Annotated in this window: 12 protein-coding genes; 9 read left to right on the forward strand and 3 right to left on the reverse strand. The window is 39.8% G+C overall.

From position 1 onward, the window contains the following. Positions 1-21 precede the first annotated feature (21 nt). Positions 22-504 (forward strand): winged helix-turn-helix transcriptional regulator, encoded by a 483-nt coding sequence (locus MSC25_RS06925; RefSeq protein ID WP_055252943.1) that lies wholly within the window; start codon positions 22-24, stop codon positions 502-504. Positions 505-615: 111 nt separating this feature from the next. On the opposite strand, the gene MSC25_RS06930 is transcribed toward MSC25_RS06925, so the two are convergent. Then, on the reverse strand, positions 616-1,221 hold the full coding sequence (locus MSC25_RS06930; RefSeq protein ID WP_024034313.1) for a TIGR04211 family SH3 domain-containing protein: 606 nt from the start codon (positions 1,219-1,221) through the stop codon (positions 616-618). Positions 1,222-1,436: 215 nt separating this feature from the next. On the opposite strand from MSC25_RS06930, the gene MSC25_RS06935 reads away from it, so the two are divergent. From MSC25_RS06935 to MSC25_RS06945, 3 genes are all read left to right on the forward strand, one after another. Beyond that, positions 1,437-2,957: a CYTH and CHAD domain-containing protein gene (locus MSC25_RS06935; RefSeq protein ID WP_248442958.1), complete on the forward strand. Its 1,521-nt coding sequence runs from the start codon at positions 1,437-1,439 to the stop codon at positions 2,955-2,957. Positions 2,958-3,121: 164 nt separating this feature from the next. Continuing rightward, complete coding sequence (locus MSC25_RS06940) at positions 3,122-3,931, forward strand: phosphate/phosphite/phosphonate ABC transporter substrate-binding protein (RefSeq protein ID WP_248442959.1); 810 nt, start codon at positions 3,122-3,124, stop codon at positions 3,929-3,931. Beyond that, positions 3,918-6,164, forward strand: a complete 2,247-nt coding sequence (locus MSC25_RS06945; protein ID WP_248442960.1) for an ATP-binding protein — start codon at positions 3,918-3,920, stop codon at positions 6,162-6,164. Before MSC25_RS06940 ends, MSC25_RS06945 begins: the two co-directional genes overlap by 14 nt. 24 nt (positions 6,165-6,188) lie before the next feature. Here MSC25_RS06945 and MSC25_RS06950 read toward each other — a convergent pair whose 3' ends face one another. Further along, positions 6,189-7,706 carry a carboxypeptidase gene (locus MSC25_RS06950; RefSeq protein ID WP_029773861.1) on the reverse strand — a complete coding sequence of 506 codons (1,518 nt, stop codon included), beginning with the start codon at positions 7,704-7,706 and terminating at the stop codon, positions 6,189-6,191. 337 nt (positions 7,707-8,043) lie between these two features. Here MSC25_RS06950 and MSC25_RS06955 point away from each other — a divergent pair, with 337 nt between their 5' ends. The 5 genes from MSC25_RS06955 to MSC25_RS06975 all read left to right on the forward strand — a co-directional run bounded on the left by MSC25_RS06955 (position 8,044) and on the right by MSC25_RS06975 (position 17,033). Continuing rightward, entirely contained in the window at positions 8,044-9,264 is a 1,221-nt protein-coding gene (locus MSC25_RS06955) for a response regulator (RefSeq protein ID WP_029773860.1), read from the forward strand. A gap of 221 nt (positions 9,265-9,485) precedes the next feature. Further along, a complete protein-coding gene (locus tag MSC25_RS06960; RefSeq protein WP_004587162.1) occupies positions 9,486-9,824 on the forward strand; it encodes a P-II family nitrogen regulator in 339 nt (112 codons plus the stop codon). A 12-nt stretch (positions 9,825-9,836) separates the two neighbouring features. Next, positions 9,837-11,066, forward strand: coding sequence for an ammonium transporter (locus MSC25_RS06965; protein ID WP_004587161.1), 1,230 nt, complete (start codon positions 9,837-9,839; stop codon positions 11,064-11,066). Between the two features lie 149 nt (positions 11,067-11,215). After that, positions 11,216-13,558, forward strand: coding sequence for a penicillin-binding protein 1B (gene mrcB, locus MSC25_RS06970; protein ID WP_248442961.1), 2,343 nt, complete (start codon positions 11,216-11,218; stop codon positions 13,556-13,558). Between the two features lie 454 nt (positions 13,559-14,012). Beyond that, positions 14,013-17,033 (forward strand): TonB-dependent receptor, encoded by a 3,021-nt coding sequence (locus MSC25_RS06975; RefSeq protein WP_024034306.1) that lies wholly within the window; start codon positions 14,013-14,015, stop codon positions 17,031-17,033. 76 nt (positions 17,034-17,109) lie between these two features. Here the strand turns inward: MSC25_RS06975 and MSC25_RS06980 are convergent, their stop codons facing one another. Beyond that, positions 17,110-18,951 (reverse strand): methyl-accepting chemotaxis protein, encoded by a 1,842-nt coding sequence (locus MSC25_RS06980; RefSeq protein ID WP_248442962.1) that lies wholly within the window; start codon positions 18,949-18,951, stop codon positions 17,110-17,112. Between the last annotated feature and the right edge of the window lie 99 nt (positions 18,952-19,050).

Here is a 19,050-nt window from a genome sequence, read left to right on the forward strand (position 1 = left end):
CTTATCCGTATAAAATTCTGTATGACAAGTCCAAATAGATTACGCCTGCTTGATCGTATCGATTTAGCAATATTAGACGTTCTTCAAAAGAACGGCAGAATTTCTAATGTTAACCTAGCAAAACAGGTTAATTTAAGTCCTAGTCCATGCCTTGACCGTGTAAAACGTTTAGAGCAAGAAGGCTATATAGAAGGGTACTTTGCAAAGCTTAGCGAACAAAAGCTGAATCAGAGCTTAGTAGCGCATGTGCAAGTATCGCTGGTGACATCTAACACGGCTGTTTTTAAAGTATTTAAAGAGCATATACTTAAAATTGAGCAAGTTGTAGAGTGCGATATGGTAGCGGGGGGGTACGACTACCTGCTAAAAATTAGGGTCTCGGATATGGATGAGTATCGACAGGTGCTAGGAGACTTGGTCGATATTCCGGGAGTAGGTACTCACCATACTTACATGGTAATAGAAAAAATTAAGCAGGATCCCGGTTTACGTTTGGATATTTAAAAACCAAATGCTTATTGCAATACATTACACACACATTAAAAAAGCACCTAAGGGTGCTTTTTTAATGATTAGCCAGCGGCTTTAAACTTAGTTAATTAAAGTTTAGGTTAATTAAGCCCACCCTTCGTAGCGCTTACGGCGCGAAAGTACAACGGTAAGTATAATACCTAAAAACAAACCTATAAAAGCAATAGCGCCACCATAAGTAAGTAGTTGGCGTTTTTCTTTTGCAGTGGCTGCTTGTTTTTGAGCGCGTTCTTGCTCAAGCGTTGTTTGCAGCTCAGTAATTTGTTGATTAAGCAATTTGTTTTGATTAGTTAAGCTTTGATTATGTTCTTGTAACTGAGGTAGTTCAACTTGTGCTTGGCGTAGTTTGTTTTGCACTGTGCTCATTTCGCTACTGAGTGTTTGATACTGCTGATGAAGCCCTGGCGTTTGCGATATAAATTTAGACTCAACCCAACCTTCACGGTCTTTATCGTCTTTTATTTTTATAAAGCCGTTTTCTTCTTTTGATAGCACGGTTAATTTAGTACCCGCATCTACAGAGCCAAGTAAGCGGTAGTTTTTACCTGCGCCAGAGCGCATAAAGGTATATAGATTATCGATTATATAAGCTGAATTTGCATCTGATGAATTGGCTGTTTGAGCTTCTTGTGCTTGGCTTATAAACGAGGTGGCTGTTAAAAGTAGCCCTAGTAAACAGTGTTTTAGCATTTATCTACCTTGTTAGTCTATCCGTGTCCGTTGTGGTTGTGATTGAGATTTTCACATAAGTAGTGAGATAGTATGGATTAAACGCGTTAATAGCAAGGTTGATATTGTAACCCAGTGCGGGCATTGCTCAGCCAAAAAGGTTAAAAAATTTGCAAAATGAGGTGGCTTTGTTTATTTTGAGCACTTATTTATTTTAAAGGTAATCCTCAACCCTAATGGATACTGAGATAGAACTGAAGTTTTTGGTATCAGATGCCGTTGTTCCACTGATCCCCTCGCTAATCACACAATTTGCTAAAACGGTTATTAATAAACCTTCACGTAGTTTGCAAAATGCCTATTACGATACCCCAAGTAGAGAGCTAAGAGCCCTTGATATAGGTTTTAGAACCCGCTGTGCCGGCAGTAAATGCGAACAAACAATAAAGCTTGCTGGCGAAGTTGTGGGTGGGCTACACCAACGTCCTGAATACAACTTACCAATTGAATCAAGCCGTCCTGATTTATTAGCATTTAGTAATGCTATTTGGCCTCATGGTATGCAAGTGAATGCTATTAGCGATAATTTATATCCTATTTTTAGCACTAACTTTATTCGTCGTACTTGGTTAATAGAAACTCCAAATGGCGCAAAAATTGAAGTCGTGCTAGATAAAGGCGAAATAGCAGCATCGGGTAAGGTTGATATTATTAGCGAGCTAGAAATAGAGCTTGTTGAGGGCAACAGAGACGAGCTATTTGCTTTGGCAGATAAACTTGTTAGCCAAAACTGTATTCGTTTAGGGCTTTATTCAAAAGCAGCTAGAGGCTACCGACTAGCCGATGAAACACCGCTTAAACCAAGTAAGTCTATTGGGTTTGTAAAATTAAAAAAACAAGCAACTCAAGAGCAAGCACTAATAGAGGCCATGAACTTTGGTATTCGTTTTGTGCAAAAGCATGAGCAGTGTTACTTTGACAAGCCAAGTTTAAAAACGCTCAAACGTGTGACTGATGGCATTAGTTTAATTAGGCATAATTTTTGGTTGTTTGACGATATTGTAAGTAAAGACAGTACTGAGCAATTAAGAACAGAGTTAAAGTGGCTGTTAAGTGAATTAGCTTGGGTTGAAAATGCAATTCAGCTAAAAACTTATACATCTAAACGCCATGCATTTTATAAAAAAATAAATGCAGCGCCTGCATTAGCGCAAGTTATTAACGATTTAAAAGAGCTACAGCCAAGCATTGATGATATTAATGCTTTGTTTCAAAGCGCGCGATACAATCGTTTATTGCTGTCGTTGACTACTTGGTTGGTAGATAAACAATGGCGTAAGTTTTGGGGGCAAACTCAACTACAGGCAGCAGAGCAGCCAGTAGCTAAAATTGCAAAACGTTTATTTAATAAAGATTGGCAAAATTTAGATAAGTTACTTCCTAAAGAGCAAACGCTTACAGCACAAGATTATTTAAGCTTACGCACCCAATTAGAAAACAGCTTATTAAGCGGTAATTGCTTAGGGTCATTGTTTGACAAAGAAGAGCGCTTAGAGTTTAGGCTACCGTGGCTGGATATTTCTCATGGTATGTACGAGCTCAGCACGCTGGAATATTTAAAGCAGCTTTGCGGCGGGCAAGAAGACGAGCAGTTGGCTAAAATTCAACAGTGGCTAGATCAAAAGTCAGATTACTTAGTCAGTGCAATGGAGCAAAGCCGTTTAGCGTCTTTTGATATAGAGCCGTACTGGCAGTAATATATTTAAGCAGGTGTGTGTATGGGCACCTGCTTTAATCTTTTTGTTGAAACTTTCTTAAACCTCCTAAATTAAATAACCTCTTAATTTCTACGTAATAAAAATGGTGCGTTAGTCACTCGTTAACTATGCTTATAGTCATAACCTACGACGGTAAGACTAATATGAAGTGTAGTGTTGTTTTGCTTTTTTTATTCAATAGTATGGGTGTCTATGCTCAAACCTTTACTTTTGGTGTAGTTCCGCAATATGAGCCTCAAAAACTCACTGCAATATGGCAGCCCTTTCTTAATAAAGTAACCGAAAAAACAGGCGTGCAACTACAGCTTGTTACCGTGGAATCAATCCCGGTTTTTGAGCAAGGGTTTGCAGATGGCGATTACGATTTTGCTTATATGAACCCATGGCATAGTGTGATTGCTTACGACAAGCAAGGCTATTTACCGATAGTGAAAGATACTGCGCGCCATTTGCAAGGCGTATTAGTGGTCAATAAAAACAGTAATATTGAATCCATTGAGCAGCTTGAAGGTGCCGAAATTGCTTTTCCTGCGCCTAATGCGTTAGGCGCTTCTTTATTAATGCGTGCGGAGCTTGCCCTATTGTATGGCTTAAGAATAAAGCCTGTGTATGTAAAAACGCACTCATCTGTTTATTTAAATGTGGCACTTAACGCAACGCCTGCCGGCGGCGGGGTGATGGGCACATTAAAGCAACAGCCTCAAAATTTGCAGCAAAAGCTAAAAGTTATTTACAAAACGCGGAAGGTTAGCCGCCACCCCATTGTGGTTCACCCTAGAGTAAATAATCAGGTACAAGCGCAAGTTCAACAAGCAATTATAGAAATAGGGAGCGACCCTAAACAAAAACACTTACTAGCGGGTATTCCTATAATTAACCCAAGTAAAGCAAGCATTGACGATTATAAACAATTAACGCAATGGGGTTTACGCTCGTTTTATGTTGAAAATTAACTGGTGGCGCAGCCTAAGGGTTCAAAGCTTTATTGCGGTAATGGCATTTGGCTTTTTATTAATATGCTTATTTATTTTTTACGCTTTGCCAGAGCAAGCTAGGTGGGTAAACGATGGCCTTTCTAGCGCAGCGCAGCGCTCTTTACAGCAACTATCCACATCAATAAAAACCCCTTTATTAACGCGTCAATACGCACAGCTGTATGAGCAAATAGACGCGCAACTTAATACAAACCCTAATTGGAAAGCAATTAGGGTAGTAGAGCCGACTACAGGTAATCAGTTATACCCATTAGATGAGTGGCAGCTGTTAGCGCAGCAGGGCAATGTTACGTTAAATGAGCACATTACTTTTTTAGATAAACCTTTGGCTGAAATAACGTTAGTCGTTAATTTTGAAGACAAAATAAACGAAGCGGCCAAGCTACATTACACATTAATTTATATTCAGTTTTTTATACTTGTGGTGTTTTTTATTGGCTTAGCTTGGTTGGTCGATTATAGAATTACCAGCCCTTTACGGGCGCTCGAAGTCGCCTTTTCTAAACTGGCTAAAGGGAACTTTGATTGCCACGTTAGCGTTCAGCAAAAAAATGAGATTGGCAGCGTCATAAATGCATTTAATAAAATGGCCGGTGAGGTTGCTATTAATCATCAAAAAGTAAACGCGCTGAGAATTCAAGCCGAGTCTGCCAGTAAGGCTAAGTCTGACTTTATGGCGAGTATGAGCCATGAGCTTAGAACGCCGTTAAATGCGATTTTAGGGTTAGCGCAGCTTTATCAATATGACAGTAAAGCAACCGAGGTACACAAAGACAATGCGCAAAGTATTTACCAAGCTGGGGAGCATTTACTTTTACTAATAAACGACGTGCTAGATTTAACTTCTATTGAGTCGGGGAATATGCAGTTTAATTTTGAATATGCCCCCGTGAAAGACATGCTACAGCATAGTATTGAAATGGTGAGCGAACTTGCCAGAGTTGAGCTTGTTACTATAGATACTCACAATATTGACTCCCTAGAAGGTATTTACTTATATGTAGATAAGCGCCGTTTTAAACAGGTACTGCTTAATTTACTTTCCAACGCAATAAAATATAACAAAGTGCGAGGTAAAATAGATATACGTTGCGAGATTGCTGATTCAAGCCGCTGTAATATTGATATTGAAGATACAGGGTGCGGTTTTTCAGAAGATGATATTTTAAGGCTTTTTAAACCCTTTGATAGACTAGGGGCAGAGACCAGTAAAACACATGGTACGGGCATAGGTTTAGTTATTACTAAAGAGCTTGTAGAGCGTATGCAAGGGCAGCTACAAGTAAATAGCCAAATAAATAAAGGCGCGTGCTTTACCATTAGCTTTAATAGTTTTAAAGAAAGCGCTTTAACCACTATACAAGCTGATGAACCGATAAATCACCCCAGCAGTGAGCCCGCAGACTCCGCCAGAGGTAAACTCCCAGTATTAAATGTGCTGGTGGCAGAAGATCAACTGACTAATCAGCAGGTTTTAAAGCAGCAACTGACCATGCTTGGTGTTAATTCAACGTTTGCAAATAATGGTGAACAGGCCTGGCAAATGCTCCAAGATAAGTCCTTCGATATGCTACTTACCGATATTCAAATGCCGTTGCTAAATGGCCTTGAATTGGCTAAAAAAATCCGAAAAAACACACAGTTCAATGAGCTCATAATTATTGCTGTTACGGCCAACATAATGGAAAAAAACATTCAAGATTGTTACAGCGCTGGGATGAACGGTTTTTTAACTAAACCGATAGAGCTTGAAAGCCTAAAAGCACTGTTGATGAAACACTCGCAAGGCATTGTTCCTTCGCATACACAGCCGCTGCAAATTACAGCGCAAGCAAGCTCTATGTACAGTCAATTAGATATGCCTTTATTGTTTTCGATGTTAGGAAAAGATACGCATGTACATTGTTTAGTCTTTCAGGCGTTTTTACAGACCGCTTATGAGCAAGTTAAATTAATTGAAGCATATACACATAGTTTAAATTATGCCGATTTATCTTTTCAGGCGCATGGTTTAAAGTCATCTGCTAAATCGGTTGCAGCGTTAAAGTTAAGTGATACCTGCCAGCAGATAGAAAGCTTAGCCGCGCAAAATAAGGTCGATGAAGCGTTATTATTTGCACTACAAACAGGATTTAATGAAGTGGTTACACAGTTAAAAGTGTACTGTAATAAACATGAGGCATCTTCGTAATGCCTCATGTAATGGCCCTTTTAATTAATATTTAGCGGCCTGCCCTTTAGCGGGTAGGGAGCTTAAAATGAAGTCGCGTAAGTCGTTATTAGAAAGCTTAAGATCTTCATGTCGTAGGTACATCATATGGCCGCTGCGGTACCCTTTAAAGCTTAACCTGTCTTTCATTTTTCCACTTGGGTCAAGCTGCCATAACGTGTATTTAGCATCAAAGTAATTTGTTGCGCCATCGTAGTAACCCGCTTGAATCATGACGTTTAAATACGGGTTTTGCGCCATCGCTAAACGTAAGTTTTCGCCGGTATTATTTTTACTGCGATCCCATGGGTGAACATTGCCAAATAAGTTGTATTTTACATCCGTTTTATAGTTGAGCTCTTCACGCAGGTAATAGTTAATTGCAGGCGTAAATGAGTGCAGCCAAGAGGTAAGCTCAGCCCAGTAATCAGGTGATTCGCCAGCATCGCGTTTATCAATACCTAAATAGCGCGAATCTAGACGCCCGACAGTTTGTCCACGCTCACGTAAAAGTTCTTTCCAAAAAAATCGAGTGGGAATATCTAAGTTGTTTTGCGCTACAAACTGCTCTGAAAGACCAGCATATTCGGCCATTTTCTTTATTATTTGGCGTTTTTTATCGGCATCGATAAAGCCACCTTTCGCGAGGGCAGGAATAAGCTCATTAATAGTGAACTGTTCTACTTCGGGTAAAAGTTCATTGAGATCTTTTTCTTGCAAGTTTTTATTCAGTGCTTTGTGATACCACGCAGTTGCAGCAAAATAAGGTAAGCGATTAGCCGCTTTTATAGGACCGTCGCGCTTTATACCAATATCGGTCGGCGATACTAATACCACACCATTAATGTACATCCATTGACTGTTTTGTAGTTCATGGGCAAGGCCTGATACACGAGTAGTGCCGTAGCTTTCTCCAATTAAAAACTTAGGTGAGCGCCAGCGCTCGTTTCGGTTAACAAAGGTATTTAGCCATTCAGCTAAGTATTTTATGTCGGCATTCACACCAAAAAAGTGCTCTTTTTGTTGCTCTTTCGAAAGCATTTCACCTTTGGCGTTTTCTACTACGCGTGAATAACCTGTATTTACCGGATTTACATAAACAATATCTGCTACATCTAATACTGAGTAGGGGTTATCTTTTACGCCATAAGGCTGAATGGGGTAGCCTTCGTCATCAATTTTTAATACGCGTGGGCCAGTATAGGCTAAGTGCATCCATACAGATGCAGAGCCTGGGCCGCCATTAAACGATATCAGTAATGGGCGAGCTGCGGTGTCATCGACTTTATCTCGTGTGTAATAGGTATATTGTAAAGTGGCAATGGCATCGCCATTATCATTCCACACCGGCTGAGTGCCTGTTTTAACGGTGTAGCTAAAGCGTTCACCATTAATTTTTGCTTTATGCTTAGTGACTACGTGGCTATCAATGTCTATTTTTCGTTGGTTTTCTGCTGTTGCAGTACTGCTAAGTAATACGATGGCAAGCGCTAAGGTGTAACGAGTTAATTGGACAAGCTTCATTGTCGTTCCTTATTTTTGTTTAGATGCTATTTAAAATAAAAAACACACAAATAACAAAAGTATTGAGATTAATGGTCGATAATACTGGTTAAGTCTAAACTTATACACGGCGCGTTTGTTTATTTAGGGTTAATTTATCCTAGCGTGTTTAGCTTAGCTAAAAAATCAAGTATATTTGGTCGGCTTTGTATTTGAATTAAATACAAGCCTTGCGCTTACATTAATGGACCTAGCCTACTTACTGGCTACATAAACAGAACTTTACTGGATGTTTTTCATAGCTTGTCGCTTTAGTGCAAGTTTAAGTACGTAAAATAACAAGATTAAAGAGAAGTTTATGCAAAGAGTATTAGTGGTTGAAGACAGTAAAGTAGTGCAGCAGGTGCTACGCCACTTAACGGCTCAATATTTAGATGTCGCTGTCGATTTCGCATGGTCATTAAATGAATGCCAAGACTATATTGAGAAACATAAATACTCGCTGGCTTTAGTTGATTTAACTTTGCCTGATGCACCTAATGGCGAGGTGGCTAAATTCACACTTTCACACGCCATTCCTACTGTGGTACTTACCTCAAAAATTGATGAATATAAGCGCCAACAAATGCTAGAGCTTGGTGTTATTGATTACGTAATTAAAGACAATCGCGATTCATACCATTACGCTATCAAGTTAGTGGCTCAGCTTCTGAGAAATCAAGGCTGTAAGGCGTTGGTTGCTGATGATTCGGTGTTAAGCCGCTCCTTAATGAAGCAAATGCTAGAAAAGCAATTATTTGATGTAACCGATGCGCAAGATGGTCAGCAAGCACTCGAAATAATAAAAAGTAACCCTAATATAAAATTGCTCATGACTGATTATGCGATGCCATTAATGGATGGCTTTGAACTGGTTAAAGCGGTGCGTAATTTTAGAGGGCGCGATGATTTGGCCATTATCGGGCTTTCGGGTGCAGGTAAACATGGGTTATCGGCTCGGTTTATTAAATACGGTGCCAACGACTTTTTAACAAAGCCATTTATGAATGAAGAGTTTCATTGTCGTGTTATGCAAACAATGGAGCAGTTGTCACTGATTGCGGATATTAAAGAAAGTGCTTACAGAGACTATTTAACGGGTATGTATAACCGCCGTTATTTTTACCAATATGCAGAGCAACTATTAAAAAAACAACAGCAAAATACGCTTGCATTACTCGATATAGATTTTTTTAAAAATATTAATGACACCTTAGGCCACGAAGCGGGCGATCAGGCACTAAAGCAGGTAGCCACGTTAATTAAAACTACGTTTTCTAAGTTTACCGTTGCGCGGGTGGGCGGCGAAGAGTTTGCCATTATATTAGATGATATAGACACGGCGCGTGGGCGAGAGTACTTAGAAGGCTTTAGAAAAAAACTCGCTAAACATGAATTTTTAATCGATGAAAAACCGTTTTCTATCACCATTAGTATTGGTGTTGCTGATTTTCAAAACACTGATTTAACTCAGGCCATGCGCATCGCAGATGCGGCCCTTTACGAAGCCAAAAACAATGGCCGAAACTGTGTTGTGTAAATATAAAAAATAACACTAATTACAAGCTAGTAGGGCATCACTTTTGGTGATGCACCAATGTAGCTAAGTTGTTAAAAAAGCGCACCTTGATGGTGCGTTTTTTTTGTTTTAAATTTACTATTTATACTTATCTTGTTGATATTAAGTGTTTTTTAATAGTGGCACAAAGGTTGGATTATGTAAGCCAACAGGATAACAATAAAGCGTCCGAGGGGGCCACTATGAAAATGATTAGTGCAATCATAAAACCATTTAAATTAGATGATGTGCGTGAAGCGCTCGCTGATTTAGGTATTGAAGGGATGACCGTAGTTGATGTTAAAGGTTTTGGACGTCAACGAGGCCATACAGAGCTGTATCGTGGAGCAGAGTATCAGGTAGATTTTATTCCTAAGATCAAACTTGAAATTGCTACTCGTACTGAAAATTGCCAACGCGTAGTTGAAGCAATTACCAAAATTGCATCAACAGGCAAAATTGGTGACGGTAAAATTTTCGTGTACGACTTAGATCAAATTGTGCGTATTCGTACGGGCGAACTTGATGAAGAAGCAATTTAAGGGGGCTGATTAATGGAAAACACAATTGTAGAACTCAAATTTTCACTCGACACCTTTTATTTTCTGGTGTCGGGTATACTAGTAATGTGGATGGCAGCAGGTTTTGCCATGTTAGAAGCGGGTTTAGTTCGCTCAAAAAATACCACTGAAATTTTAACTAAAAACGTGGCGCTGTATTCTATCGCATGTACCATGTTTTTATTGGTTGGCTACAACATCATGTATGTAGACAACGCTGAAGGCGGCATCATCCCTTCAATTGGCGCATTAATTGGCACGCAAGCGGCCGATGCTGACCACTCTTTAGAATCTGACTTTTTCTTCCAAGTAGTATTTGTTGCAACGGCTATGTCGATTGTATCGGGTGCTGTTGCTGAACGTATGAAGTTATTTGCTTTCTTAGCATTTGCAGTTGTTTTAACTGGCTTTATTTACCCAATGGAAGGTTACTGGACATGGGGCGGCGGTTTCTTATCAGAAATGGGCTTTGTAGATTTTGCAGGCTCTGCCATCGTTCACGGTGCTGGTGCTGCAGCTGCTTTAGCAGGTGTAATTTTACTTGGCGCTCGTAAAGGTAAATACGGTAAAAACGGTGAAATTTACCCAATTCCAGGCTCTAACCTACCACTTGCTACATTAGGTACGTTTATTTTATGGATGGGTTGGTTTGGTTTTAACGGTGGTTCGCAATTACTTCTTTCAGATAAAGAAAATGCAACGGCTGTAGGTCAAATTTTACTTAACACCAATGCCGCAGCGGCAATGGGTGCAATTGCTGCACTGTTTGTATGTAAAGTGTTATGGGGTAAGGCAGATTTAACTATGGTACTAAACGGCGCATTAGCAGGTTTAGTTGTTATTACAGCAGACCCACTTTCACCATCTCCATTAATGGCGTGTTTACTAGGTATTTTAGGTGGCTCACTGGTTGTATTTAGCATTGTAGCTCTAGATAAAGCGAAGATTGATGACCCAGTAGGTGCAATCTCTGTTCACGGTGTATGTGGCGCGCTAGGTATTATGTTAGTGCCTGTATCTAACGGCGATGCAAACTTTGTAACACAGCTTATTGGTTTAGTGACTATTTTAGCCTTTGTTTTTGTAGCTTCATTTATTGTGTGGGCTATTTTAAAGCAAACTATGGGTATTCGCGTAACCGAAGAAGAAGAGCTAAGCGGTATGGACCAACACGATTGTGGTGTGGATGCTTACCCTGAGTTTGTATCTGTTCGCAGTAACTAATATTAAATAGATTAATCATTGTGTTCATAAAGCCCTACCTTGGTAGGGCTTTTTTTCGTTTCAGGGAAGGTTAACTTTTCAGGTGTTAGGCTATACCCAATATGCTAAGCTCACACTCGTGAATAAACCTTGGAATAAATTACACTTAAATGGCTGACAACAAAAAAACACCCAGTAGTAAAACCACTCCTAAACGTGCACCCAAAGCAACCCGCTCGCCACGTAAAGCTAAATCAAAAACGACTAAAAAAACGTCAAGCACTGTTGTTGAACGCACATTTATGCGAAAAACATGGTCTGTTTTTTGGAAATTGAGCTTAGCTGTTTTTATTGCTATGGCCATGTATCTTATTTATTTAGATTCAAAAACAACACGTATATTTGAAGGTAATAAATGGCAGTTACCTGCCCAAGTATACGCACGCTCAATGGAGTTTTACCCAGGGCAGTTTTTATCTAGCCAAGAGGTTGTGTGGGAGCTTGAGCGCCTAAATTATTCATCAGTTAATAGGCTAAGCCGCACGGGGCAGTTTGTAAAAACAGCCGATAGCATAAAAATTTACCGACGCGACTTTGAGTTTTATGATGGCTTTGAAGAATCGCACATTATTGAGCTGCGTTTTGCCGGGCAAAAGGTAGCAACCATTAAAGATAAATTTGGCAGGCGGCTAAACAGCGCTCGTCTAGAGCCTGTGCAAATAGCCCGTATCGGAAATGATTCAAAGCAAGATAGAGAGTTTGTACCGCTTGATAAGTTTCCGCCTATGTTGAAAGACACGTTATTAGTGGTAGAAGATCGGGATTTTTATCAGCACCATGGTGTGTCGGTATTTTCTATTTTGCGCGCGCTATATTCAAACATTAAAGCAGGGCGTACCGTGCAAGGTGGTAGCACCTTAACGCAGCAGCTTGCAAAAAATATATACCTAACGCGTGAGCGTTCTTTAGTGCGTAAAATAAATGAAGCATTTATAGCGCTTATTTTAGATTACCGTTATTCAAAAGATCAGATTTTAGAAGCTTATTTAAATGAAGTTTACCTAGGTCAGTCTTATAACCAAGGCGTGCATGGCATGGGCTTGGCCTCTGAGTTTTATTTTTCAAAGCCTGTTGATGAGCTGGAATATGACCAAATAGCGCTGCTGGTGGCGATGGTCAAAGGGCCTTCGTATTACAATCCTCGTCGCTATAAAGAACGCACTATGGAGCGTCGCGACCTAGTACTGCGCTTAATGGTTGAAAACAAGCTACTAACTACAAAAGAATACCGTGCATCACTTAAACGCCCAATTGATATAGCGCCTATGAAAGCAAGTTTACAAAAGTCATACCCTGGCTTTTTAGAACTTGTAAACCGTGAGCTTAAGCAGTTATTACCTGATCAAAAAACACTAGATGCTGGGGTTCGTGTATTTACTTACTTTGATTTGCAAAAACAAACGGCGATGGAAGAGTCCATTCAAAAAAGTTTACCGTATTTAGAAAAACGCCCTAACACCGATAAACTCGAAGCAGCCATGATCTCAGTAAATGTAGAAAAAGGCGGTGTGTCGGCATTAGTGTCGGGGCGCGATGTTCGCTATTCAGGTTTTAACCGAGTGCTCGATACTAAACGAAATATTGGCTCTTTAGTTAAACCCGCGGTGTACTTAACAGCCCTGCAGTTACCACACTATAACTTAGCCACATTACTTGATGACTCCCCTGTGCAGGTAACAAATGAGCAAGGTAAAGTGTGGCAACCTGAGAACTTTGATCACCAATACCGAGGTGCATTACCACTTTATAAAGCCTTTAGTAACAGTATTAATATTCCTGCGGTAAATTTAGGCCTAGATGTAGGTGTTGATAAAGTTGCAAATACGCTCAAAGGATTAGGCGCAAAAGGTAATATAGATGAATACCCCTCGCTGCTACTTGGTGCTGTAGAAATGTCGAGCTTTGAGGTTGCCCAGCTTTATACCACTATCGCAGCAGATGGCGAGTATAGAGAGCTTACCTCTGTATCTGCCCTTACAGACTCGGTAGGTAACGTGTTGTATAAGCATAAAGTTAAGTCTGAGCCGCGCTTTGCAAAAGACGCTGTATATATGACTAAATATGCCATGAAGCGAGTGACAAAAGACGGCACCGCTAAGCGTTTAAATTTACACTTTCCATCAATTCAGCTTGCCGGTAAAACAGGCACTAGTAATGATTTACGTGATAGCTGGTTTGCAGGGTTTGATCAAAACACAGTGACCGTTGCATGGCTTGGTAGAGACGATAATAGAAGCACCGGTTTAACAGGGAGTGTGGGCGCCCTAGAAGCTTATATTCGTTACTTAAAACCGCTCAACCCTGAAGCAATAGCAGATACACGCCCGCCATCAATAAGATGGGCTTTCGTCAATGAAAGAACGGGTTTACAAGCACCGCCCGGATGCGGAAAAGTCATTCAGTTACCACTAAGAGCCAGTGAGTTTGAACCTAGGCCGCAGTGTATACGCTAATAAAATAAAACCTTAATAATAAAACCGCTAACTCAGCGGTTTTATTATATTTGCTTCACTATCTAGCAATCAAAATTTGAAACTAAATAAATTTTAATTACTTTTATTAGCTTATTTTCTTATAAATAAATTAAAAAGCAGTAAGTATAATTAGAGTAAAGTAGCACTTTGCGAGATTAAAAATAAGAGCGTTGTAACGAGTATGTTAATAGTTTAATTAACTGAATTGTTGTTAATTAATTGTCTGTTTTTGTTTCTTTAAATTAACATTGAGAATCTTATATTTCACAAATAAACATGTAAAAATAAATTTAAGTTATTGTTTTTAAATTATTTTTATTTCTATTTTATCTTTATTTAATTAACATATTTACAATTTGTACCCTTTTGTTACCCTCTGTATGCATTTTGTATAAAGTGCAAAAATAATTATAAACTTAACAGGGATAAGAGTATGAAAAATATTTTCAAAAAAAATCTTACGGCAATAGCGGTTCTCGCTTCACTAGGTGTAGCGCTTCCAGCAGTGGCATCTGATGTTGTAGGTTCTATCGATAATATTTCTACTACAGCAGGGTATACCGTAACAGTAAAAAATCCTGCAACAGGGTTAGAAAGAACATTAAATATTTCTGAAGACGGTTCATTTCGATTTGCTTCATTGCCTTCAGGTAGCTATCAAATACAAATCTTAAAAAACGGCGCCGTTGTAGCTGAAGATAGTGTGCGCGTTTCATTAGGTGCTAATGCAAAAGCGAGCTTTGATTTAGCACAAGTCAGTGATTCCGGTCCTGAAGTAATTCAAGTATTAGGCGCTCGTATTTCTTCGATTGATTTAACAACTGCCGATTCTGGCCTAGTTATTACAGATGCTGAAATAGACCGTATGCCGATAAACAGAGACCTTACCTCGGTTGCATTGTTGGCACCAGGAGCTGTTAAAGGAGACAGTGCTTTTGGTAATACTGCGTCGTTTGGTGGCTCATCAGTAGCTGAAAATGCATGTTATATTAATGGCTTAGAGGTTACTAATACACGCCAAGGCCTTGGTTGTGGTGAAGTACCGTTTGAGTTCTATGACCAGTTCCAAGTTAAAACGGGTGGTTACTCTGCCAAATTTGGCCGCGCAACCGGTGGTACCATAAATACAACTACTAAAAGTGGTACAAATGAGTGGGAATTTGCGGCAGTTGTGCAATTTCAACCAGACTCTTTGCAAGAAGAGGGAAGTATTTCTCGTGGTAACAATGGCGCAGGTCAAATATTTAGAGATGAAAGCTTAGACACTGATAGCAAAACAGATGTGACTATTTCTGCTGGTGGTCCTCTAATTGAAGACACGTTGTTTTTCTATGGATTAATTAACCCAAGAGATACTGAGTCTACATACACGTGGGGTGGAGATGAATTTTCGCCAAACGATCAATACCGTAATGAATCAGCTTCTGGCGGCGATAATTTATTTTGGGGCGGTAAGCTTGATTGGGATATTAATGAAAACCATAGGTTAAGCTACTTTGCTTATTCTAATCGTCGTGATATTGAGCGTTCAGTATACGAATACAATAACGGAACTGTGGGCGATCGTATCGATGGTGCCATTTTAAAGCGTGGTGGTGAAGCGCAAAGCTTAAGTTATACGGGTGTTTTAACCGAAGACCTAGTTGTTACTGCTATGGCTGGTAATATTAAAACAGAATATGAAACGCAATCAGAAAACTTGGTTTGTCCATCTATTACCGACTCTCGAGGTACTGCTAATCCAATCACTGGCTGTGGTGCAGGCGGTAGCTTTGGTGCCAATAATGATGAAAATACCCAATATCGCTTAGATGTTGAATATGTATGGAATGACCATGAAATAACATTTGGTATCGATTACCAAGAGCGTAAGTCTGAGAATATAAGTAGTCCTATTGGTGGCCACAGCTATGATTACAGAACTCTTGCAGATAATGGTAGTTGGCAAGCCGATAATGGCGCACTAACAAATAACACTGGTGCAGCGCTTGACTATGTTGAAGACCGTATCTTTGATGGCGGCGGCAGCTTTGAATCAGAGTTAACAGCTTACTACATAGAAGATCAGTGGCAAGTAACAGAGGATTTCTCAGTTAAAGTTGGCTTACGTATTGATGAGTTTGATAGCTGGGGTACGACTGGTAAGTTACTAACTAGCTTTGAAACAGATATTGCACCTAGACTAGGCTTCACTTGGGATCCTACAGGTACAGGCGACACTAAAGTTTATGGTACATATGGGCGTTATTACTTACCCGTAGCCAATAATACTATTTTTAGAGCCGCATCAGGGGTTAGTGATATAACCACAGCTTATACGTATACTGGTGTTGATTCACAAACTGGCGCACCAACAGGCCTAACGCCATTAGCTGACACGCTTGGGAATGGTGGTATTCAAAACTCACAGCAAGTGAGTGGTGTACCGGTTATACCTGAAAAAGATATCTTCCAAGCGCAAGAGGCTGATCCATTCTCTAAAGATGAATATATTATTGGTATACAGCAAGCTTTAAATGATGAATATACAGTAGGTGTTAAAGGTATATACCGCGAAGTTGCAACAGCATTAGATGACTACTGTGGGCGATATGCATACCCTTACTGCGTAATGATAAACCCTGGCGATTCGTCTAGCTGGTACAGTGACGGTTACTACTGGAATGGAACCGATTGGGGAGATTCATCATTCAATAACGACGGTGTTCCAGATAGTGGTTCTTTAACTACCTATTCAGCAGAAACAATAGGCCTACCTAAAGCAAATAATGAATACACCGCTGTAGAGTTTAGCCTTGACTATAAAGCTGACACTATTCGTTATCAGTTTGGTTATACATGGGCTAGAAGTGTAGGTAATTTTGAAGGTGCTGTTAAATCAGATATTGGTCAAGCTGATGCGGGTATTACCCAAGACTTTGACTTCCCAGCAGTTATGGATGGATCTCAGGGCTATCAACCTAATGATAGACGCCATACATTTAAATTCTTTGGTAGTTGGGAGCCAATGGAAGACTTAACTGTAGGCTGGAATGCTACTTTACAAAGCGGGCGTCCTAAGAGCTTATTTGGTCAAGGCTATCCATCTACCGATCCAAATTTAAATGGCGGTTGGGGTGATACTTTCTACATTTATACTAATGAGTGTCCAGATACAAATGGCAACGGCGACTGTGATCAAGATGAGAAAATCTATGAAAAACATAGCCGAGGCACAAATGGCCGTACACCTTGGGTATTTAACTTAGATTTATCTGCTGCATATGATTTCACAGTATCTGATATCGACATGCGTGCATCGGTTAATGTATTTAACATTTTCAACTCGCAAACAGAGTCATCACTGAATGAACACTATGAGCAAAATGAAGGTGAAGTAAATGCGTACCATGATGCTGCATACTCTTGGCAAACACCACGTTACGTTCGTATAGGTTTGGAAGCTCGCTTTTAATACTTATTAATAATTAACCTTAAAAACCCTTCTTAATCGAAGGGTTTTTTGTAATTTAAAAGCACTTTTATTATTTTCAAGATTTAAAAAACTGCATTGATTTAGTTAAGTCATCAGATAGCTGACTAAGTTGCTGTGCGTCTTGCAGTGTAGATTGTGCAGAGAGAAGAGTGTGATCTGCTAAGTTACTGACTTCTTGTGCATCAGTTAATGCTTGGGTGGTTGCGTTAGATTGCTCTTTAACCCGCAGTGCTATCTCTTCGCCTTGGTGTTTTATATCGCCCATGCTTTGCTCTGCATTTTGTAAAATATCGTTTGTTTCGGTGGCGGCTTTTACCGATTGTTCCATCTTCTGGACACTTGAGCGCATTTTTTGTTGTGTATCGTCAGAAGCTTGTTGGAGAGAGCTAATAATTTGGTGAATTTCTTGGGTTTGAGTTTGTGTACGCTGGGCGAGGGTTCTTACTTCATCAGCTACCACGGCAAAACCACGGCCATGTTCACCGGCTCGTGCGGCTTCTATTGCTGCGTTTAGGGCTAATAAATTAGTTTGATCGGCTATTTCGCTAATGCCTTTGCTTACTTTACTAATTTCTTGGCTATCTTGGGCTAAGCGATTGAGGGCTTGTTGGCTTTCGGTAAATTCAACTTGAAGGTCTTGCATGTATTTGGCAAGTTCCATGGTGTTGTTAGAGCCTTGCTTTACATGCTGCGCGGCATCTTGCGCTGTTAACATCGCTTGATTAGCAGACTCTTCTACACTCACTGCACTTTGCTCCATATTACTTAGTGCATCATGAATAGCGTTTACCCGTATTTGCTGTTTTTCAACATCGTTACTCGTTTGGCTGCTTGCCTGTGAAAGCGATTTTGTGGCGCCGCATAGCTCCACAGTACTTGCTTTTACATTATCTAAAAGTTTTGAAAAGGCATTAAGAAGTGCGTTATATCGCGCTGCAATAATATCCATTTCATCATTAGTACTTGAGTTGATAACCGCATTTAAGTCGCCATTTGCTGCTCTTTGCGCAGCTTCGGCAAAGCGATTAATGGTATCAACTACCGCAAAATAAAAACCAACCATTAAGTAAAATGCAATCAATAAACTAATTAATGATGCAGCTAATACAGTGTTTCTAGTCAAGCGTTGCGTGTTCAGTTTTTCATTTATTAGCGATTCAAGGGTAGGGATGCTTTTATCAATTAGTTGGCTAATACGACTAAGCACTTGGCTGGTAAGCCCTGCAAATTCGTTTTGTGTAAGCTGTATATCATCTGGTTCAAGCAGCTTTTCATCAATGGCTGTTTTAAAAGCGGCTATGGCGTTATGTAAATTAGTGAGAGAGGGCGTCAGTGCTTTATTTACAGATGCATCGGCCGTGGTGGCAATTGTAAGTATTTTATCGAGTTGCTGCTGGTACAAAGGTAGCGACTTACTTAAGTTTGAAAGCGCAATAAAAGTCTCTGGTGTAAAACGCTGGTTAGTAAGAACAGTATTAGCGCTTTGCGCTGTCGCATTTATCTGCATGATAAGCGCAGGTATAGGCGTAACTAATGCGCGATTAACATAAGCACTCGCAAGTTGGTTATCTAAGGCTAAATTAGACTGTATTGAAACCAGCTCAAGTACGTCATTTATTTGCTCATCTTTTACATTAAAACCACGTGCTTTAGCTACTTTTACATTTTTATAGGTTTCACCCTGCATTTGATTTGCAAGAATGTCTCTGTAGCTCAGTAAACCTTGTTTTTGCATTTGAGAGACGCTTATACTCTCGCTTAATAAAGAGACTAAAAAAAACAAACTAAGCGCAAGGGGTAATAATAAAATACCAAAAACTAAACCAATTTTCGTTTTATATTTTAAGTTGCCCATTAATGATATAGCAGGTGCTGCTAAGTGCCTTAAGCTCGTCATACGTTTCTCTTGTGGGGTAAAAGTGAGTCTAAAAAGTGAGACCGTATAAAGGCTAAAAACCATTCAATTATAAATACGCACAAATAAAAAAAGCCCGTA

The organism is Pseudoalteromonas sp. 1CM17D, assembly GCF_023161805.1.
Taxonomy (GTDB): domain Bacteria; phylum Pseudomonadota; class Gammaproteobacteria; order Enterobacterales; family Alteromonadaceae; genus Pseudoalteromonas; species Pseudoalteromonas atlantica.